The 17,912-nt window shown below is 58.2% G+C and carries 22 protein-coding genes; 5 read left to right on the plus strand and 17 right to left on the minus strand.

The window, feature by feature from the left end:
- Nucleotides 1-20 precede the first annotated feature (20 nt).
- The 3 genes from AB9K35_RS16330 (at nt 21) to AB9K35_RS16340 (ending at nt 3,321) form a co-directional block, all read left to right on the plus strand.
- Nucleotides 21-1,160: a tyrosine-type recombinase/integrase gene (locus tag AB9K35_RS16330; protein WP_369927687.1), complete on the plus strand. Its 1,140-nt coding sequence runs from the start codon at nt 21-23 to the stop codon at nt 1,158-1,160.
- Nucleotides 1,161-1,952: 792 nt separating this feature from the next.
- Nucleotides 1,953-2,210 carry a hypothetical protein gene (locus AB9K35_RS16335; protein WP_369927689.1) on the plus strand — a complete coding sequence of 86 codons (258 nt, stop codon included), beginning with the start codon at nt 1,953-1,955 and terminating at the stop codon, nt 2,208-2,210.
- 46 nt (nt 2,211-2,256) lie between these two features.
- Nucleotides 2,257-3,321, plus strand: a complete 1,065-nt coding sequence (locus AB9K35_RS16340) for a tyrosine-type recombinase/integrase (protein WP_369927690.1) — start codon at nt 2,257-2,259, stop codon at nt 3,319-3,321.
- Nucleotides 3,322-3,497: 176 nt separating this feature from the next.
- Here AB9K35_RS16340 and AB9K35_RS16345 read toward each other — a convergent pair whose 3' ends face one another.
- From AB9K35_RS16345 to AB9K35_RS16370, 6 genes are all read right to left on the minus strand, one after another.
- Nucleotides 3,498-4,145, minus strand: coding sequence for an IS110 family transposase (locus tag AB9K35_RS16345; RefSeq protein WP_369927692.1), 648 nt, complete (start codon nt 4,143-4,145; stop codon nt 3,498-3,500).
- Between the two features lie 103 nt (nt 4,146-4,248).
- On the minus strand, nt 4,249-4,611 hold the full coding sequence (locus AB9K35_RS16350; protein WP_369927694.1) for a 4-oxalocrotonate tautomerase family protein: 363 nt from the start codon (nt 4,609-4,611) through the stop codon (nt 4,249-4,251).
- Between the two features lie 23 nt (nt 4,612-4,634).
- On the minus strand, nt 4,635-5,315 hold the full coding sequence (locus AB9K35_RS16355; RefSeq protein WP_369927696.1) for a haloacid dehalogenase type II: 681 nt from the start codon (nt 5,313-5,315) through the stop codon (nt 4,635-4,637).
- 38 nt (nt 5,316-5,353) lie between these two features.
- Nucleotides 5,354-6,595 carry an MFS transporter gene (locus AB9K35_RS16360; RefSeq protein ID WP_369927698.1) on the minus strand — a complete coding sequence of 414 codons (1,242 nt, stop codon included), beginning with the start codon at nt 6,593-6,595 and terminating at the stop codon, nt 5,354-5,356.
- Complete coding sequence (locus AB9K35_RS16365) at nt 6,588-7,178, minus strand: 2-hydroxychromene-2-carboxylate isomerase (protein ID WP_369927700.1); 591 nt, start codon at nt 7,176-7,178, stop codon at nt 6,588-6,590. The genes AB9K35_RS16360 and AB9K35_RS16365 overlap by 8 nt, the downstream gene beginning before the upstream one ends.
- Nucleotides 7,179-7,200: 22 nt before the next feature.
- On the minus strand, nt 7,201-7,917 hold the full coding sequence (locus tag AB9K35_RS16370) for an SDR family NAD(P)-dependent oxidoreductase (protein WP_369927702.1): 717 nt from the start codon (nt 7,915-7,917) through the stop codon (nt 7,201-7,203).
- A 98-nt stretch (nt 7,918-8,015) separates the two neighbouring features.
- Here AB9K35_RS16370 and AB9K35_RS16375 point away from each other — a divergent pair, with 98 nt between their 5' ends.
- Nucleotides 8,016-8,912, plus strand: coding sequence for a LysR family transcriptional regulator (locus AB9K35_RS16375; RefSeq protein WP_369927704.1), 897 nt, complete (start codon nt 8,016-8,018; stop codon nt 8,910-8,912).
- Nucleotides 8,913-8,961: 49 nt separating this feature from the next.
- Here the strand turns inward: AB9K35_RS16375 and AB9K35_RS16380 are convergent, their stop codons facing one another.
- From AB9K35_RS16380 to AB9K35_RS16405, 6 genes are all read right to left on the minus strand, one after another.
- A complete protein-coding gene (locus AB9K35_RS16380; RefSeq protein ID WP_369927705.1) occupies nt 8,962-9,564 on the minus strand; it encodes a TetR/AcrR family transcriptional regulator in 603 nt (200 codons plus the stop codon).
- Nucleotides 9,565-9,567: 3 nt separating this feature from the next.
- Complete coding sequence (locus tag AB9K35_RS16385) at nt 9,568-10,215, minus strand: DsbA family oxidoreductase (RefSeq protein ID WP_369927707.1); 648 nt, start codon at nt 10,213-10,215, stop codon at nt 9,568-9,570.
- Between the two features lie 151 nt (nt 10,216-10,366).
- Nucleotides 10,367-10,930, minus strand: a complete 564-nt coding sequence (locus AB9K35_RS16390; protein WP_369927709.1) for a carboxymuconolactone decarboxylase family protein — start codon at nt 10,928-10,930, stop codon at nt 10,367-10,369.
- Nucleotides 10,931-11,002: 72 nt separating this feature from the next.
- Nucleotides 11,003-11,752 (minus strand): glucose 1-dehydrogenase, encoded by a 750-nt coding sequence (locus AB9K35_RS16395; protein WP_369927711.1) that lies wholly within the window; start codon nt 11,750-11,752, stop codon nt 11,003-11,005.
- A 116-nt stretch (nt 11,753-11,868) separates the two neighbouring features.
- Nucleotides 11,869-12,342: a DUF2798 domain-containing protein gene (locus tag AB9K35_RS16400; protein ID WP_369927713.1), complete on the minus strand. Its 474-nt coding sequence runs from the start codon at nt 12,340-12,342 to the stop codon at nt 11,869-11,871.
- Nucleotides 12,343-12,368: 26 nt separating this feature from the next.
- On the minus strand, nt 12,369-12,884 hold the full coding sequence (locus tag AB9K35_RS16405; RefSeq protein ID WP_369927715.1) for a hypothetical protein: 516 nt from the start codon (nt 12,882-12,884) through the stop codon (nt 12,369-12,371).
- Between the two features lie 206 nt (nt 12,885-13,090).
- On the opposite strand from AB9K35_RS16405, the gene AB9K35_RS16410 reads away from it, so the two are divergent.
- A complete protein-coding gene (locus AB9K35_RS16410) occupies nt 13,091-13,678 on the plus strand; it encodes a TetR/AcrR family transcriptional regulator (protein WP_369927717.1) in 588 nt (195 codons plus the stop codon).
- A gap of 53 nt (nt 13,679-13,731) precedes the next feature.
- Here AB9K35_RS16410 and AB9K35_RS16415 read toward each other — a convergent pair whose 3' ends face one another.
- From AB9K35_RS16415 to AB9K35_RS16435, 5 genes are all read right to left on the minus strand, one after another.
- A complete protein-coding gene (locus AB9K35_RS16415) occupies nt 13,732-14,307 on the minus strand; it encodes a TetR/AcrR family transcriptional regulator (RefSeq protein WP_369927719.1) in 576 nt (191 codons plus the stop codon).
- 150 nt (nt 14,308-14,457) lie between these two features.
- The gene (gene nrtS, locus AB9K35_RS16420) at nt 14,458-14,676 is read right to left on the minus strand and encodes a nitrate/nitrite transporter NrtS (protein ID WP_369927720.1); all 219 of its coding nucleotides are present in this window, start codon (nt 14,674-14,676) and stop codon (nt 14,458-14,460) included.
- 41 nt (nt 14,677-14,717) lie between these two features.
- Nucleotides 14,718-15,452, minus strand: coding sequence for a haloacid dehalogenase type II (locus tag AB9K35_RS16425; RefSeq protein ID WP_369927722.1), 735 nt, complete (start codon nt 15,450-15,452; stop codon nt 14,718-14,720).
- A gap of 27 nt (nt 15,453-15,479) precedes the next feature.
- Entirely contained in the window at nt 15,480-15,983 is a 504-nt protein-coding gene (locus AB9K35_RS16430; RefSeq protein ID WP_369927724.1) for a hypothetical protein, read from the minus strand.
- On the minus strand, nt 15,977-17,617 hold the full coding sequence (locus AB9K35_RS16435) for a sodium:solute symporter (protein WP_369927726.1): 1,641 nt from the start codon (nt 17,615-17,617) through the stop codon (nt 15,977-15,979). Before AB9K35_RS16435 ends, AB9K35_RS16430 begins: the two co-directional genes overlap by 7 nt.
- Nucleotides 17,618-17,912: the final 295 nt, after the last annotated feature.

Below are 17,912 nucleotides of genomic sequence, written 5' to 3' on the forward strand. Positions count from 1 at the left end.
CAAAATGCGAGACCCGCGCTTTGACCGACGCCCCACCACAACCCAAACTGACGCTCAGGTTCGTTCGGAACGTTGTCACTCCGGGCAAATATTACGATCAGGACGGGCTAATTTTGGTGGTGAGCGGCCGGGGTGCGAAACGCTGGGTTCAGCGACTCACCATTGATGGGCGTCGGCGCGATCTCGGGCTCGGCTCGGCCTTCAAGATCACGCCTGCATCCGCACGGCGCATGGCTGCGAAAAATCGACTTCTGGTCCGCAGTGGGAAGCATCCGCTGGCGGCTCCTGCGGCAAATCCCAGCGGCCAGAGCTCCCAGCCGCAGACCTTGGCCCGCTTCGTGCTGAACCGCTACCGCCGCCGAACAGCGGAGAGCCGTGGTCTGAAAGCCGCCCGCGAGGAATATGGCCTGATGCGCAACCATATCCATCCGCGGATTGGACGGCGTCCGGTTGTGGAACTCTCGCCAGAGGAGATCCGTGTTGTGCTGGAACAGCTTCGCCAAGAGAACCCGAACGTGGCAAAGGCGGCCCGAACCCGGCTAATCGACATCCTCGACGAGGCGGTCCGGGATGGGTTTCGGCCGGACAACCCGGCGGATCGCCCGGAGACACGCGTTCTTGCTGCTCCAAAACGTTCGACCGCCGAGGGGGACGAGCGAAGCAAGCGCGTGCTTGAGCAATTACCCGGTCTTCTTGAAACGCTGGAAACAAGCCTCCGTCGTCCGAGTCTATTGAGGCTAATCCGTTTCAATCTACTCACGTTGAGGGCGCCACAGGAATGCCGCCTCGCTCGTTGGGAGCAATTCGATCTGATCGAAAGGGTCTGGCGGTTTCCGAAGATGCAGTCCGAGGAAGGGGTGATCGTGGAGTTCGGACTATCTGATGCTCACATAACATTACTGAACGAAGCGCGACATATCGCCAAGGGCGGCGGCTCTGGCTGGGTCTTCTGCAATCCTCAAAGCAACTACGTGCCCTACAAGGCCAATGCGGCGTACAAGGCAATGCGCGATCTGGGCTTCGCTATCCAGATACTCGATTTCAGGCGGGCTCATGAGTATTGGGCGCGCAGATCTCCGGGTGGAAACGTGGAAATGGATGACTGGTTGTTACAGCTGCGTTCGTCCGGGCAGAGCCATGAATTTCCTCCTCCGAAGTAAATTGGGCACCTCCGAAAACCTTTGGCGGACCGGCGTGTTACGTGATTCACTACCTGCGCAGCGGGGAGGCGGCCATGGCGAAGCAAGCAGGGTTCTAGATCATTGACGATCGACTTGCTGAGATTTCCGCGGGCGGCGCTCCGCTGGAAACGCTGAATTCGACGGTGAATTTCGAGCGTTTTCGCCCGATCCTCGAGCGCGTGGCAGGTCGGCGGCGCAACCCCAAAGGCGGTCGCCTGGCGCTCAGCATGGTGCTGAAATTCCGGATCTAAGTTCCGCCAAAAACGTCATGCAGTTGCCCGGATACCGAGCGAGATCGACTTTAATGATGAGACCGCTTCCCAGACGGCATCACCGTGCCAAGGTGGGTGGTCACATCATCAAGGCCGGTGCTCAGTTCAATTGGCGACTGCTTGAATTCAGTATGCGGCTCCGAAAAAAGAACCGCATGCAACCCATATTCGCAAAATATTGAGGTGATGGACTTGAATGCCGGACCTGCCGCCGCTATTTCAGTCATGCCCTCGCGGCATTTGATTGAACATTCGTCGCAAGACGGTCCAATCCAACCGCATCCGCTGGTTCTGCCAGTGGAATACAAGGGGCAATATCATGAACCGCTACTTCCGCGCATGCTGTGAAGAACCCTGCTCCGGCGTCTTGATACGCGCGGCCGCTGCCCGCCGTCCTGGCGGGTCGTGGCCGAGCTGATCAGCCCGGGCCCTATCTCTCCCCCCTGACAGCTTAAACCGCGGCCTGCCGGGTTTTCCTTGCGAAAATCAGGAGTCGCCCATGAGCACCCTTCACCACCTCCAGCCTGCGCCGCGGGCTCTGAAACCGACCGCGAAATCCGCCAAGCGGCGTCGCATGACCGATGCTCAGATTTCGCGGGCTTTGCGCAACGCGCACACCGCCGGCCTGACCGTCTATAGCTTCAGCATTGAGACCACCCTTGATGGGGAGGTCCTCCATGTCTGGACGCGTCCGGGAGCGGCCACGCATGCCGCCCAGCATTCCGACGTGGAGGAATGGTTCGATGCCCGGTCCTAAGCGCAAGAGCCCCTCGCGTCATAGCCCCTGCAAGGGCGTTCACCGCGTGCGCAAGACGCTCGCGGACGGCACCCATGCGGAATACCACTACGCCTGGCGTGGTGGCCCGCTATTCTGGAGCCATGATAGCGTGTGTCGGCGCGATGGTATCGAGTATGTCGAAGCCTGGCAGAAAGCCTGCCAGGCCAAGCGCGATGTGCGTGGCTCCTTTCAGGAAATTATCAACGAGTTCACGAATTCCTCCGACTTTGCGAGGCTGGCGGCGAGGACCCGGAGGGACCATTTGCACAACTTGGCGCGGCCGGGCGGGATCGAGGAGGAATTCGGCGCCGCGCCGATCATGGCCTTCGAGAACGCCCGGATCCGGAATGCGGTCCTGCGCTGGCGGGATCGCCACTCCGACGGGGTCGGAAACAACATGATGGCGACGCTGCAACGGGTTATTTCGTTCGCCTATGATCGCGGGCTCCTGCACAATCATCACTTGCTCCGGGTGAAGAAGCATAAGCGGAAAAGCCATGCCCATATCATCTGGACCCAAGAGGAGATCGACCACTTCGTCGAGAATTCGCCCGCGTATGTCGGCCGGATGCTTATCGCCGCTGTTGAGACCGGTTTCCGCCCGGGGGACCTAAAGAATTTCAAGAAGTCGGACATCACCTACACACGGAAGAAGGGGGCTCGTGCGTTGATCCTGACTGAAAAAAGCGGTCGCACGAAGTACGCGACGGTCCCGGTAACCGAGAGGCTGCAGGCTTTGCTTGATGATCTGCCTGAGGGACAGGATCATGTCATCGTAGGCGCACGGGGCGCGCCGCTCAATCTCGCAAACCTCATCGGCCGCGAGGTCTCCAAGTGGCGCGACAAGCTTGGGATCCGCAAGGAGTTGCGCTTCTATGATGCGCGCGGCAATGCGGTCACGCGGCTGGTCCGGGCTGGCTGCTCGATCGCCGAGCTGGCCGCCCACATGGGTTGGAGCATGCAGCACGCGGCTCACATGCTCGACATTTACGCGGCGCTGGACCCGAATATGACGGATGGGATCCTGGCAAAGGTGCAGCGACAGGAGCGGCTGTCGAAGCGGGATGATGAGGGCGATGGGGGGGAATAGATCCCTACAACGGATCGGCCATTCGCTCAATTGGCGGCGAATGGCCGGTCCGAGCCCGACTCGGCCATTTTGATTTTATTCTGCGTGCGCTCGCAGCACGAAAATCGCTGCAAGTGATTGGTTTGGGACGCTGCTTTGCGGCGGCGACAGCGGCCATTCATGCCGCCCGCAGGCACCTACATCAGTCGGCGTGCGTTGTCATCTCGCCGAGCATGGCACTCGATCAACTTCGAAAAGCCTTCAATTCGGGCGCTGAGCCCAAGGAGTTGATAACACAAGATGCCGAGACCCCCGTTCGCCAGTTCGGGAAATTTAGGTTGATCACCTTCCAGGTGGCTTTTGGAAAAGCGGACCATAGCCTCAACCCCGGTTGGGAGAACATAGCCAAACTCACGCAGCATCCCCCGTATCATGTTTGAGACCTGGGTTCTCTGGCGGACGATGAGTTCGCGCGTGCGGTGGGCGGTTAAAAGAGCTTGCTGGCATTCGCTCTTGATCTCAACAAATCTCATCGTCGGGCGGCCAACCGCTTCGCAGATTGCCTCTGCATCCACTGCGTCGGTCTTTCCGCGCTTTACATAGGGTTTGACGTAGATTGCAGGCATGAGCCGGACATCATGGCCAAGCTTGCGAAGTTCACGGCCCCAATGATGGGCAGAGCTGCAGGCCTCCATGCCGACCATGCAAGGCGGCAGGCTCTCAAAGAACTCTAACAGTTTCGCGCGTTTGATCTCCTTGTTGAAGACTTTGTCGCTTGTCACAGAAACTCCATGAACCTGGAAAACATCCTTGGCCAGATCCAGTCCTATGGTTTTTACTTGCATTGGGTGGCTCCTCTCAAAAGCAGATTTTGACACCTGCATTATGGCGCATTGCGACGCCGGTGGAGCAGGAGCCATCCACTTCATCCGCTTCCGGTGAAATTGTTTACTGATCCGCCGGCACCCAATCCGGCAATGGAATTCCCCCGGTGTAGTGGTTCTCGGCAGGGTTTTCCCGAAAGAGGACGTAGAGATCGACCGGATCGGAATTCAGCTCTTGCTGCAAAATGGCGGCGATGGCATCGGTCAAAGCTTTCTTGCGACCAGCATCCCGACCAGGGCGCAGGTCGACGGTGACCAACGGCAGGCCATCTCCCAGAATGCCGAATGCCTCACGCACGGCGACGTAGTCATATTTGATCTCCTTGGGGGCCAACGTGTCGAGCACGGCTTGCTTCACCCCTTCGCGGATACGGGTTTTGGTGTCATAGTCGGTGCCTTCGGGCACTTCGACGCGGATGACGGGCATGGGGTTCTCCTTGGTTTGAGTTATCAGATGTTGAGTTCAAGGGCGTAATCCGCCACGTCCTGCAGGGACGCGCCGATGCGATGAGGCTCGACACCGAGACGCTCCAGTGGGAGGCCGTATCGGTTGAGCCAAATAGTCCGGTATCCGAACCAGGTGGCGCCGCAGATGTCCCAGCAGTTGGAAGAGACAAACAGGATCTCTCCGGCGTCGCAGTCGAAGGTATCTGGCCCCATCTGGTAGGCTTCCGGCGCGGTCTTGAAGCGTTTGACCGTGTCGACGCTGAGCACACGGTCGAAATACCCATCAAGGCCCGAGGCCTTCACAGCCTGATCCAGCATCCAGGGCGTTCCGTTGGACAGGATTGACAGGGCTATGCCAGCTTCCTTGAGGCGTTGGAGCTGTTCGCCGTTCTCCGAAAAGGCCGAAAGTTCGGCATATTGCCCCATCAGGCGGTCGCGCGCGTCCGGGGTCAGGTCCTGCCCCAAGGCCTCGCAGGCATAGTCCAGAGCATCGCCCGTCACCTGCCAGAAGTCCGCGTACTTGTCGCACATGTTGCGCAGGCGCGTGTATTCGATCTGCTTGTCGCGCCAGATGGTGGCGAGCTGGGCACCTTTTCCGGGGAACAGATCTTCGGCCAGGTCACCGATGGAATAGACGTCGAACAAGGTTCCGTAGGCGTCGAAGGCGATGGCTTTGAGGGGCATGGCGTGGTCTCTTTCGTGTTGAATGTCGGTAGGTCGGGTCACCCGGACACCGGCGGTGGCCGCAACGCCCGGATCAGGAGAATGGCCAAGAGGGCGATGAGGCCCGCCGCGGCATAGCCGAGGGTGAAATCCCCAGTAAGGTCGGCCAGGTAGCCCGCAAGCAGCGGCCCGGCGGCCTGACCGGCCGAGAACAGGAACACCAGGGCGGCAAGGGCGTTCGCGGCTCCTGCCGGGCCAAAATAGTCCCCTGCAGAGGCGGACATGATCACCGGAATGCTCCAGGCGGCCAGGCCGAACAACAGGATCGACAGGTAAAGGCCGGGCATCCACGCGCCGAAGCCGACCAGAAGATAGGCGGTTGCCAGAATCCCAAAGGCCAGTGCCATCCCGACACGACGGCCCAAACGGTCGGAGATTGATCCGAACAGGATGCCCGAAAACAGGCTGAGGAAGCCGAACCCCGCCCAAAGACGCCCGGCATCCTCGGGCGACATGCCATAGGTATCGACCATGCTGGTGACGATGAAGGTGACATAGGCCATGTAGGTCGCACCGTAGAGGGCGAAGATCAGACCCATGTGGATCAGCATCCGAAGTTTGGTCCTGCGGCTCATTTCAATCTGGACTGCCGACGCGCTTGCCGAGGAGCGTCCAAAGGGATCGGCACCAATGTCTCCGGGGCGGTCACGCAACAGGGCAAAGGCCAGAACAGCGACGCCCGCCGATATGGCCGCGAACAACAGCCAGCCCAATTGCCATGTCTCGAACCCGATCATGGGGGTGAGTTTCGGCACGACAAACCCGGAGATGATCACGCCCAATCCGGGGCCAGACATCAGGATACCCGCCGCAAGGCCTCGGTGAGAGGGGTGGAACCAATGCGAGGCCAGGCTCATCACCGGCACGACCACGCCGCCGCTGCCGACACCGGTCAAAGCATAGAACAGCCACAGAAGCAGGAAGTCCTGCCCAAGCGCGATCCCCAGCATGGTGGCTGCGATGAGAATCAGGCTGGCGCTGGTTGTGATGCGGTTTCCAAACCGGCGCAAAACGACGGGCATCAGGGCAACGGCCACCAGATAGCCAATCAGATAGGCAAAGCCCAGCACGCCGCTTTGGCCATAGTCCAAGCCCAGCGATGCCGACATCGACGGCAGCAGCATTCCGAACGCAAAACGCGCCAGCCCCAAGCCGCAGAAAGTGGCCACACCGCCGGCGATTGCAACGATCCAGGCGTAGTGCAGCCTGCCCGGCCTGTTGGCGGTCATGGTATCAGCCATAGAGCGCCTCAATATCCGCGAAACGGTCGCCACCCCAGAAGGGTTCATCGTCGATCAAAATGAAGGGAGAGCCGAAGACCCCACGTTCCAGTGCTGTTTCGGTCACCTCGCGCAGGCGGTCCTTGACCGCCTGATCTCCTGCACCTGCCAGCGCATCGTCCCGGTCGAAGCCGAGGCTTTCGGCAGCATCCAACGCAGCATTCGGATCGGCGGTATCGCATCCATCAATCCAGATGGCCTTGTAGGCTGCTTTGACAAAGGCCCCCATCTTGTCAGGGTCCTGGCGTTCGATCCAATAGGCCAGACGTGAGGGCGGCACCGAACTGGCCGGGAAATTTGCAGGGCGCTGCATGCCCTCCACACCTTCTATTTTGGCGCGTCTGAACATATCCTTGAAAACGTAGTCACTCTTCAGGGGATGAGCCAATAGAGCCCCGCCGTGGGCCTTGTAGACCGCCCCGATAAGGAAGGGCCGCCAGTTCACGTCACGCCCGGTGGCTGCGGCGAGCGCCCCCACCTTGCGGCTGGCCAGATAGCCATAGGGCGACGCGAAGTCGAAATAGAAATCGAATGATTTTTTCATGGGTCTTTCCTTGTGGCGGGGCTCACCAGGGTTCCTTGAAGGGCCTCAGGTCCATCTCGAAACTCCAGGCGGTCCGGGGTTGGGCGTGCAGTTGCCAATAGGCTTCGGCGATATCGTCTGGCTTCAGGATGCCGTCTTCACCACGGGCCTCGAACATCGCGTGGAACAGGTCTTTGGTGTTCGGGTTGTCGATCAGCCCGTCGATGACGACATGGGCCACATGCACCCCTTCCGGGCCAAGCTCGCGCGCCATGCTCTGGGCCAACGCCCGCAGGGCATGTTTGCCCCCGGAAAAGGCGGCGAACCCGGCATTGCCTCGCAGCGAGGCCGAGGCGCCGGTGAACAGGATGGTGCCCTGACCACGCTCTTTCATCCGTCCCGCGACCTCTCGGCCCACCAGGAACCCGGCCAGCGCGCACATCTCCCAAACCTTGCGATACACGCGTGTCGTGGTCTCGAAAATCGGAAAGCGGACGTTGCCGCCAACGTTGAAAACACAGGCCGCGATAGGGCCGATCTGCTCTGCCTCCGCGACCAGCTGTTTGACCGCGTTTTCGTCTCGTGCATCAGAATGAAACCCAGTGGCTTCGCCACCCGCAGCTTCAATCTCAGCTATCAGAGGCGATAAGTCTCCGCGCCGACGAGAGACCGCCACATGAAGTCCTCCTCGCGCAAATCTGCGAGCAATGCCGGAGCCGAGATTGTCTCCGGCGCCAACGACAAGAGCTGTCTGTGTCATGAGTGGCTTCTCTAGGGGATCGCTTCTCTTGACTACCCGCATCAAATTTATTAATCAAATTTATAGTTTTAATCTTTGATATTCATGATGTGTATGACGTGAACCTGAGACAGCTGGAACAGTTTCTCGCCGTTGCCGAAACGGGCAGCTTCTCGAAAGGGGCTGCCCGTGCGCATGTTTCCCAACCCGCGCTGTCCACGGCCATTGGGAAACTTGAGAATGATCTCGGGGTACAATTGTTCAACCGGCTTGCCCGTCAGGTCACATTGACGGCAGAAGGGCACCGCCTGCTGGCCAGCGCGAAGACCATCGTCGGAGAATGCGAAACTGTCCGTGCAGCCTTGAAACAAACCGCTGAACGGGAGGTTCTGTCAATTGGCATCTGCGACACGATGGATCTTACCTCCTTGGCTGCCACATTGGAGCAGTTCCGGCGAAACAATGGTTCCGTTCGCCTCAAGGTGTGGGAAGACAACAGCCAAGTTCTGATTGACCAACTGGCCAACGGCAAACAGGACCTCATATTTCTGGCCGTAACCGGGGATGAAAACCTGCCTTCATCTTGGGAAACGAGGCATTTGGCTACCGAGAACTATGTCATCGCTACGGCCCATGATCACCGGCTTGCCGGCCAAAAATCAGCTCTTCTAGCCGTGCTGCACGATCTGCCCTTCATCGCACGCAGGCATTGCGAATACCGTAAGGCATTCGGAAAACTCCTGTCTAAGCAGAATATCCGCCCCAAGGTGACCTACCGCACTTCGCAGGATCAGCGTGCGCTGGATCTTGTGAGGGCCGGGCTTGGCGCCGGCCTCTTTCCGCGAAGCTTGGTGTGCAGCGATTTCCATGTCCTCGAGGTCGAGGACCATGATCTGACCCGGAGTGTCTTATGCTGCTGGAAACAGTCCAAACTTTCCGCAGGTCTTTACAATTTTCTCTGCTACATCGAAAATATGGAATTTCGGGGAAGCATAAAACACGATTCTAATAATTGAATGATGACTGGAGGTTTGCACGCGGGCAAACGCGGCCTTGGAACAAAAATCAGCTCGCCAGAAGCCCTAAAGCCTCGATTTGCTGGGCCATGGTCTCCGTTAGAACAGACAGATCTTTGGCTGCCGTTCCCTGGTGAAGCTCCAATCGCAGAGCGTTCACATAAGCTTGGAACTGACGCGCGAGGGCATTGAAGTCGCTGTTTTCGGGTACTTGGCCTTGGGCGGCGGCAGCTTGGAAAGCCAACGCTATTTCATGGCGCATTGCATCCAAGTAGGCCTGCGACTGCGCAGCAATTGCGGGTTCGGTCGTGCGCGTATCGACAAACGTTTTAAGCAGCATGCAGGCTTGGCACTTAGCGTCGTCCGGAAGGAGGCCGGCATAGCCGCGCAGGTGACCGGCCAGCCCTTGCAGCGGCGACGGGGCTTGCGCAATCTGGTCCCGAAACTGGCCCCGGAACCGCTCAAAATACCTTTCCATTGCTAGTAAGTACAGATTTTCCTTGCTTTTGTACGCCGCGTAGATGCTGCCTGGCTTCATTTCCAGGGCGCCTTCGAGATCCTTGAGAGACGTCGCGTGATAACCCTTGTCCCAGAAAAGCGACATGGCTGCATCCAGCGTTTTGTCCCGATCATAAGGTGCTGCGCGTGCCATGGTTCAAAACTTGTTTTTGCTCAGATGCTGGAAAATGCGGATGTAACTTTCGGTCCCCTGCGCCCCAGTGAGAAGGTGCTCGCTGTCAATAACCACGGTAGGCACCCCTCGCACGCCCTGGCGCAGCCAGAAACCTTCATGCTCGCGGACGGTTTCGGCAAAGCGGCCATCGGTCAGGACTACAACAGCTTCAGCCCGGTCCAGCCCGGTTTCCGCAGCAATATCGGCCAGAACCTCCGGGTCCGAAAGATTGCAGCGATGCGTGAAATGCGCGGCAAACAAGGCTATCTTCAATTCGTGCCTGCGCCCCTGTTCGCCGGCCCAATGGAGCAGCTGATGGGCGGCGAACGTGTTGTGCATCCGCATGTCATCGGCAAAGGCAAAATCGAAACCCAGCCCGGCGCCCAGCTCAGTCATCTGCGCGCGGCTGCGCTCTGACTGCTCAGGCGTGGAGCCGTATTTTTCGATGATATGCTCGCGCAGGTTCTGCCCTTCGGGCGGCATCTCCGGGTTCAGCTCGAACGGGTGCCAATGGATCTCGTGCAGGGTGCCAGTCTCTTCCAGCGCCCGCGCCAGCTGGCGGTAGCCGATGATGCACCACGGGCACATCACGTCAGAAACAATATCGATACGAAGCGGTTTGTCGGTCATATTGGCCCCTTATGCTCTTGCCGGCGTTCAGTCGGCAACGCAAATCATTGTTGCCAACACCGAGGAGATCGAGGTGGATGATGTGCAGCCCCGCCTGGGATCCTCTGCACATGCCGGGGCGGCGCGGATAGGCCACCCCGGCAAGATTCATTTACGCAGCTATGCCGTTAGGCGACCATGCGAATTTTTCAAATACCTTGTCCACCGGAGTGTCCGCCAAGTGATTGGTATAGTTCGACATGATCTTCTGGCTGTAGCCAAGGATCACCTCAAGGATGTTGCGCTTGGTGAAGCCCGCGTCGAGGAAAGCCTGAATTTCAGCTTCGCTCAGATTGCCACGCTGGCGCACCACTTGCAGCGTAAAGGCCCGCAGCGCTTCGAGTCGCGCGTTGGGCAGCGGTGTACCGTTGCGCAGGGCGTCGGTGATTGCGTCATCAACCTTCATGCTTTTTGCGATGCCGGTGTGTGCAGGCACGCAGTAATGGCATTCATTCTCGACATTAACGGCCTGCCAGACGACGGTCAGCTCATCCGCATCCAAGCTGGAGTTCACGAACAGCTCATGCACCGCCTGATAGGCTTCCAGCAGGCCCGGCGCCTCGGCCATAACTGCATGCAGGCCCGGGATAAACCCGTAGGCGCCCTTGGACTTGGCAATGAGAGCCTTGGCGTCTTCAGGGGCGGTATCTTCGGTGTGGAGGGTAAAGTCAGTCATGTTGTTCTCCTGAGGTTTGGAAGGGGTTGATGGGGAGTAGGTAAACTTTGAGCGCTAGATGGAACCGGGCGGTTACAGCTGCGTCCAGCCGCCATCGATCACTAGTTCGGTGCCGACAACGTATGAGGATTCCTGAGAGGCTAGAAACACCACCGCATCTGCGATCTCGCGTGCCTCGCCAAATCGCTTGAGGGGGATTTGTGCGGCCATCTTTGAGCCCAAGCCGTCGATGTCCTGTTCCGACAGCCCGGCGCGGGAATAGATCGGGGTCGCGACCGGGCCGGGGCTGACGGCATTCACGCGAATGCTCCGCTCGGCCAGCTCAGCGGAAAGCGTGCGGGCAAGAGACCGCACAGCCGCCTTGGTCGCGGCGTAGACAGACATGCCTGCTAGCCCTTTTTCATTCGAGACCGAAGTTGTCAGAATGATCGACGCGCCGTCATTCAAAACGCCGGACCCACGCTGAACGGTTTTGATCGCACCCTTGACGTTGACATTGAACACCTTGTCGAAATGATCATCGGAGATTTCAGCTACCGAACTGAACTCCGCGATGCCGGCATTTGCGAAAATTACATCTACGCCGCCGAACGCCTCTTTTGCTGTTTCATAAAGTGCGTCCAGGTCAGAAGTATTCGTTACGTCGCCCTGCACCGCGATGGCACTGCCACCAAGTTCGTTCACTGCGGAATCCAAGGTGTCCCGGTCGCGGCCAAAGATTACCACCTTGGCCCCTTCCTTGATGAAAGCATGTGCCGTGGCAAGACCGATGCCGGAGTTGCCGCCTGTAATCACCGCAACTCTGTCCTTTAGACGATCCATCTTACGTTTCCTTCACTTTTGCTGCGCGGCAACATTGCCGGGCGTTGTGAGGGTTATATGGTCAACTTGAGTGATCACTCAAGTATGCGATTTGAGCGATCACTCAATCGTGAGAATTACGCGCGCAACATAGCCAGTAGCCAAGGCCGGACAGTGGTGGTCAGAACAAGCGCCAGCACAAGTCCGACAGGGAAGGCGGTCACAAAGGCTTTGAGCCAAAGAACTTTTACTACTGCCAAGTCACCGAAGCCTGCTTCGGTTCCGGCGGTAATGACCGCCATAAGCGATTGCATGATCACGGCCATGATCAAGCCAAGCAGAACACGCCGCCCGAAAGGGCGTACCTTCGGCAGCAGCCGGGACAAAAGCTTGTCAAAGATACCCATCAACAAAAAGGCAAAGGGCAGCAGCACGAACAGAGCTTTGACAAAGGAAATCCCCCAGTTTGGGAAGAAGCTGCCGGAAAAGCCAGTGTTGGCCCAAGTCATCAAACCAGTCAGCGTGCCAGCAACGCTGGACATGACAGTAAGAAGGATTGCGATCTTCTGGATAAAAGGGCGCCGGGCGGGCTGAGGCGACATAGTGGGCATGGGAAACCTTTCTGGGTCGGAGATTTTTAGATCAGCAGAGACTGACGACGCAGCCGAACGTTCAAGGCCGTAAGGCCCAGGATGATGACAGTCACGACAGGCGGTTTGGATTGGAACGGCAGGACCTCGGCCGGGACCGAAGGATGGAGATGCACGTAGACGGCAACCAGCATGATTATCCCGGTCAGGAAATTTGCGAGGACAAACACCTGCTCACTCATGCGGCCGTGTAGCCGGGGCCAGGCAGAGAAAAATCCAACCAGCATAAGTCCCGCAGCGATTTCCCCGCCCTGACCGGCAACGGCTGCCAGCCTAGGAAACGGAAGGTTGCTCAGCGCAATCTGCTGCTCGAACATGTGAGTAAAGGGCATGAAAAACTTGGCGGTGCCGCCGAGCAAAAGGAATGCGCCAAGGAGCCCGGTCAGCAAGCGGTTGAAGCTACCTGCCCCGGGTTCTTGGGATTTCCTGATCGCAAGATAGGCAACCAACGTCACAGCAGCAACGCTGGCAATCAGTGTAAGTTCTTTCAGGATTTGTTCCATTTGGAGGCCTTTACCAACTGTTGCAAAAACCCGCGCGCCGGGTCTGGAATGATCGTTCAACTCTATATATTTTTATGGAACGATTGGTCAATACCCTTGCAAGACGCTAAGAAGCCGCCGATAAGTGCTGCTGGGATTGTCGGAAGCCCAAATGATTTAACCGCGCCGCCGGAGCCGGCCTGTCAGTCAGGGGGACCAAGTTTAGCATGCCTTGGGAGAAGAATTTTGATATCGGCGAAGCGCTGGACAGTGCGGCGAAGGTATTCTCGATCAAGGGGTTCGAGGCGACTTCAGTAGCCGATCTGGTGAAGGGCATGGGGATAAACCGTGGCAGCCTCTACGCCACATTCGGCAGCAAGCACAGTTTGTTTCAGGCCGTACTGACCCGGTTTGTCGAGCAAAATCAGGCCCTAACTCTGGCGCGGCTAGAAGCCATGGATGACCCAGTGGCCGCCATCACCACCCTATTCGATGAAGTGCTTACACAGAGCGTCTCTAACCAGGAAAAGAAGGGAAACTTGGTTATCAACACCGCGCTGGAGTTTCCGAACCACGAGAAGGACATCCAGAATATCGTAACCAAGGCGCTCAGAAAGCTTGAGGCCTTTTTTGCCGGAAGGGTCGATGCAGGTAAGGCCACCGGGCATATTTCTGCTAAATTGGACACCGAGAGCGCTGCAAAGGGGCTAGTCGCTATGACCGTAGGGTACCGCGTTCTTGCCCGGGGAGCATATGATGCTTCGTCTTTGCAGCAGGTTAAACACACCGCCTTGCACCTGATCGGGCTGAACTAGCGGAGGTGTTCCACTGCGCTTCGATAGCACGCTTTACAGTTGCGAAGGTTTGGCTATTCCGCTGATGGAGCTTGAACTGCGGTCAATGTGATCGCGATAATCCTGTCCAGCGTTTCCCGGTCAGGCCTTGCTTTGGCGACGACATTCAAGCCCTGTGCTGCGCACAGCAGGAACTTCGCCTTATCATGGCTGTCGGGGATCCCATCACGTTCCATGGCATTCCGAAACGCTGCCTCGAGCCGGGCTAGATGCTCTGCCATGACCCCCGTCACTTTGGCATCGTTTTCACTAAGCTCCACAAAAGCGTTAGTTCCCAAACACCCCCAACGCCTTTTGCCCGTGACGATCCCCTCGGCGACATAATCCAAGTAGTCCCGTACTCCGCCCAATCCGCAGGGGTTCCCTTCCAGTAACTCGAGGCCGGGCCGGTTCACCTTGTCGAGATATCTTTCGACCACTGACAGGAACAGTTCATGCTTGCTGCCAAAGGTAGCGTAGACGCTGCCTGGCTTCAGCTGCATGGCTGCACAAACATCCTGAATCGGGGCGCCGGAATAACCGTGCCGCCAGAACACTTCCATTGCCCTATCAAGTGCGCTGTCGATATCAAATTCCCGCTGCCGCCCCATTTCAGAAAACCTGCTCCAATGTTATATGCCAAATGCGCCCCGCATCTAACTACGGGACGCATGATGTGTACAGCAGCAAGTCTGCCAGCGCCGGAAATCGCTCCAACCGCATTTAGAGGCCAATTCTGACACCCGGCGCAACCTGCTGCCCTACGCGGTGTCGTGACTTCCGGTCCCAGGACTTGCACCGAATTCGCGAATTGCGAGAACCGAAGAGTAGGTGGAAACCGAATAGGGCACAAAAAAGGTCAGGACGATCTTCATCACCGTCGCAAGATCGGCATCAGCATGAACAAGACTGTCGCCATGGTTGATCACCGCCAGCACAAGCCCGACGATTACCGCGACCCGTGCAGCCCTGCGAACCACCCGCCTGCTGCATGCGATCTCCCAAAAGCCAGAAGCCGGCGTCATCTTACCAGCCGGGCCAGATCGTTCAGGGATTTCAACCTGTGATCCGGTTCCAACCCAAAGGTCTCCATTTGCATTCTGAGTAGTTTGAACATTGTTGACGGTCCCGCCGTTTCGGCTGCCTCAATTTCCACCGCAAGAGCTTCGGGTGTGACCCGTTCGATCCAAGCGACCTGGAACCCGAAATTCTTGGCCGCGCAAGCATCGAAGGCATTGGAAGAAACAAACATAATGTCTTCCGGCTTCAAGTTCATCGTCTGCTCCACCAGTTCATATGCAGCGGCATGAGGTTTAAAAACCTGTGCTTTGTCGATGCTAATGACGGCATTCAGCTTGTCCCCCAGCCCCGTATTGCGGACCAGCGCATCGAGGATTTCCTGATTTCCGTTGGACAGGATCGCCAAGGGCACCCCGCGCAGTGTGTCCAAGGCCGAAATGCAATCCGCATGGGGCTCCAAATGCAGGTATTTCTCCATGATCCGCTTGCGTGTGTCGGCATCGCTATGCAGTCCGATGCTGTTCAGGGTGTACTTCAGCGACTCCTCCGTTATCTCCCAAAAGCTTCGATAACTGTTCATGAGGGAGCGAAGCCAGGTGTACTCTAGCTGCTTGAGGCGCCAGACTTGCGTGATCAATTCGCCGTGCCCAGGAAACTCCTCCTCGGTCACCTGCGCGACGGACTGGACGTCATAGAGGGTGCCATAGGCGTCAAATACAAAGGCTTTGATAGTCATTTTACTCTCCATCTGCGAGACTTGGGTTCAGGCGGCCAGATAGGCGACGCTTGTTAGAAAGAGTGAGGCGGCAGTTGCCACCGCGGTTGCATGGTGAGCGGACCAGTGCAGATCTTCCGACAGGCTCCGCCCCAGGGAAAAATGGAACATCACCGCACCAGCCAGCGCAGCGGCGGCCAGCGCCGTGGCGTTTTCTGATCCGGCTCCAGCCCACAAGGCGGCTGCCGGTGCCGCGATCCACAAAGGCAGCGCTGCGCCAGAGACCGCAGAAACAAGTCCGATCAGGGACAGGCGGCGGCCGGTGCCCCGTATCATCGCCCAGAGCACAGCGGCGAACCCCAGCCAGAGGGCAAGTGTCTGGGCCAGACCGCCTAGGGAGACCAGAAGCAAAGCTTCCGGCTGAGAGATCCCCGCCCCCGAAAGATCCTGCGGGTGCGCCGCCAGGGTAGCGAGGCTCCAAAGGAGCCCCGCAACCGGCATTCCCAATACAACGGGGATGTGCCGCGGCAGGATATTAAGTGCCCTTACCATGGCGCCAGCCCCCACAGCAGGATGGGCAGCCAAAGGGCCGCAAGGACCAGCAGCCACTGGCTGCCGTCATAGCGGGCTCGGGTCACATCCGCCCAGCCGTGCATCTTCTCGACAAGTTCCTGTGCGCGGCCGCGCTCCTGATTTGCAGCATCACCGTTGAGCGTCTCGGCTGCGAGGGATACCAGGATGGTTACTATGAACCCGGTAGGCACCGATATCAGCGAGGTGGAGAAGCCCAGTTTGGCAACCAGCCCGGCCCCAACAGACATCTGGGGGAGGACATATGGCGACAGCAGGATATAGACTACCCCGGACACCAAGCTGCCGGTGAAAGCCCCCCAAACGTTGATACGTGTGGACCAAACGCCCAGCACGACCATCGGAGTAATGGCAGTTGCGCAAAGGCCGAAGGCCCAAAAGATCGACGTGATCAGGAAAACCGGCGGGTTCAGAGAAACCAGCAGAGAAACGACGCCGGTTCCGGCCAGCGCAAAATAGCCATAGCGAAGCTGCTTCTTCTCCGGCAGATGAGGTTTCAGTACACCGACAATGTCATGACCGACAACCGTTGCAACACCGATCATAAGGCCGGCAATGGTGGAAACCCCTGCCGCCAGCACTCCGGCAATCACAAAGGCCGAAACCCAGTCGGGATTATAAGCGAGATTGAGCAGAAGCGTGGTCTTGTCGGCTGCCTCAGGTGTCAGTTCCTGCCCGATCGAAGCAAAATGGAACACGCCCGCAAATCCCATGGCATAGGTGCCAAGGAACATCAGCCCGACCCACAGGCAGAACCACGGCACCACGATACGTGCGGATTTGATGCTTTCCGATGTCAGAACCCGCTGCGCAAGCTGCGGCAGGCCCAGCGTGCCAATGGTGAGCGCGACAAACAAGGAAAGGTAGAACCGCGGCTCGTACTTCAGGTCGAAGAAGGTCGGGATGCGGTCCAGTAGCACATCGGTCATGTCACCGTAACCCAGCGGCGGAAACCAGTAGCCGGAAATGCCCATCGCCTTGAGGATCGCCGCCAGCGGCACCAGCAGGGCAACCATCATGATCACCATCTGGATCGCGTCATTGTAGGTGGCCCCCTTCATGCCGCCGATAGTGATATAGCCGGTGATGACCAGTGCAGAAAGGATCAGTGAGGGCGTGTAGGGAAGCCCCAGCAGGACCTCGAACACCTTAGCAATGCCGATGAACTGCCCGATCATGTACATCAGCATGATCAGCAGCATCCAGCCTGCCGCAAGGAAAGCGGTATTTCGGCCATAACGCAGCTGCACGAAATGCACCGAAGTAAAGACTTCCATTCGGTACAGCGAAGCCCCGTAGAGCATAACCAGCAGCGGCACACTGAGGATCAGCTGGATCCACATGTAGACGAAGGGCAAGTGCAATTGCTGGATCAGCGCGACAACGCCCAGAAAAGTTGCAACGCTCATCCAGGTGGACGAGGCCGCCAGTGAGTTGACGACCGGCCCAACCGAGCGCCCGGCCAAATACAGGTCTGTCGCGTTTTCAGTCTTTTTATTGTTGATCAGGGCGACCGCGTAATACATCGCGAATACCGCCAAGGTTATGCCCATTCCGAGCCATATGTTTTGTAGCTGCCAATCTGCCGGTGTCATCGGGCTGCCTCCGCGAAGCGGGAGTTAACAGCGGCCGCACCTGGGGCATCCGGCTGCGCCAGCGAGGCGCCAAGCGCCTGCTGGGACAGAAAAAACGTGTTCTCTGCCTCGATTTCATCCTCCAGCCGGTTGGCGTATCTGCTCCACACAATCGAACCGACATTCCCCAAGTGGCCTGCCGCTTGACTTCAAGATCGCCTGATTTTGCTCGCTGGGCAAGCGTTTTTCGCCCCGAGCGGTGTCTGTCGTCGCGCAAACGGCCGAAGTCGGGTGGATCAAGCCTCGAACCCGCAGC

The organism is Leisingera sp. XS_AS12 (assembly GCF_041224635.1).
GTDB lineage: Bacteria > Pseudomonadota > Alphaproteobacteria > Rhodobacterales > Rhodobacteraceae > Leisingera.

What these genes read in the sequence shown, in the direction of transcription:
- AB9K35_RS16335 (WP_369927689.1), top strand. Translation starts at nt 1,953, where the DNA reads ATGAGCACCCTTCACCACCTCCAGCCTGCGCCGCGGGCTCTGAAACCG.
- AB9K35_RS16345 (WP_369927692.1), bottom strand. Translation starts at nt 4,145, where the DNA reads ATGCAAGTAAAAACCATAGGACTGGATCTGGCCAAGGATGTTTTCCAG.
- AB9K35_RS16350 (WP_369927694.1), bottom strand. Translation starts at nt 4,611, where the DNA reads ATGCCCGTCATCCGCGTCGAAGTGCCCGAAGGCACCGACTATGACACC.
- AB9K35_RS16355 (WP_369927696.1), bottom strand. Translation starts at nt 5,315, where the DNA reads ATGCCCCTCAAAGCCATCGCCTTCGACGCCTACGGAACCTTGTTCGAC.
- AB9K35_RS16360 (WP_369927698.1), bottom strand. Translation starts at nt 6,595, where the DNA reads ATGGCTGATACCATGACCGCCAACAGGCCGGGCAGGCTGCACTACGCC.
- AB9K35_RS16365 (WP_369927700.1), bottom strand. Translation starts at nt 7,178, where the DNA reads ATGAAAAAATCATTCGATTTCTATTTCGACTTCGCGTCGCCCTATGGC.
- AB9K35_RS16370 (WP_369927702.1), bottom strand. Translation starts at nt 7,917, where the DNA reads ATGACACAGACAGCTCTTGTCGTTGGCGCCGGAGACAATCTCGGCTCC.
- AB9K35_RS16380 (WP_369927705.1), bottom strand. Translation starts at nt 9,564, where the DNA reads ATGGCACGCGCAGCACCTTATGATCGGGACAAAACGCTGGATGCAGCC.
- AB9K35_RS16385 (WP_369927707.1), bottom strand. Translation starts at nt 10,215, where the DNA reads ATGACCGACAAACCGCTTCGTATCGATATTGTTTCTGACGTGATGTGC.
- AB9K35_RS16390 (WP_369927709.1), bottom strand. Translation starts at nt 10,930, where the DNA reads ATGACTGACTTTACCCTCCACACCGAAGATACCGCCCCTGAAGACGCC.
- AB9K35_RS16395 (WP_369927711.1), bottom strand. Translation starts at nt 11,752, where the DNA reads ATGGATCGTCTAAAGGACAGAGTTGCGGTGATTACAGGCGGCAACTCC.
- AB9K35_RS16400 (WP_369927713.1), bottom strand. Translation starts at nt 12,342, where the DNA reads ATGCCCACTATGTCGCCTCAGCCCGCCCGGCGCCCTTTTATCCAGAAG.
- AB9K35_RS16405 (WP_369927715.1), bottom strand. Translation starts at nt 12,884, where the DNA reads ATGGAACAAATCCTGAAAGAACTTACACTGATTGCCAGCGTTGCTGCT.
- AB9K35_RS16410 (WP_369927717.1), top strand. Translation starts at nt 13,091, where the DNA reads ATGCCTTGGGAGAAGAATTTTGATATCGGCGAAGCGCTGGACAGTGCG.
- AB9K35_RS16415 (WP_369927719.1), bottom strand. Translation starts at nt 14,307, where the DNA reads ATGGGGCGGCAGCGGGAATTTGATATCGACAGCGCACTTGATAGGGCA.
- AB9K35_RS16425 (WP_369927722.1), bottom strand. Translation starts at nt 15,452, where the DNA reads ATGACTATCAAAGCCTTTGTATTTGACGCCTATGGCACCCTCTATGAC.
- AB9K35_RS16430 (WP_369927724.1), bottom strand. Translation starts at nt 15,983, where the DNA reads ATGGTAAGGGCACTTAATATCCTGCCGCGGCACATCCCCGTTGTATTG.
- AB9K35_RS16435 (WP_369927726.1), bottom strand. Translation starts at nt 17,617, where the DNA reads ATGACACCGGCAGATTGGCAGCTACAAAACATATGGCTCGGAATGGGC.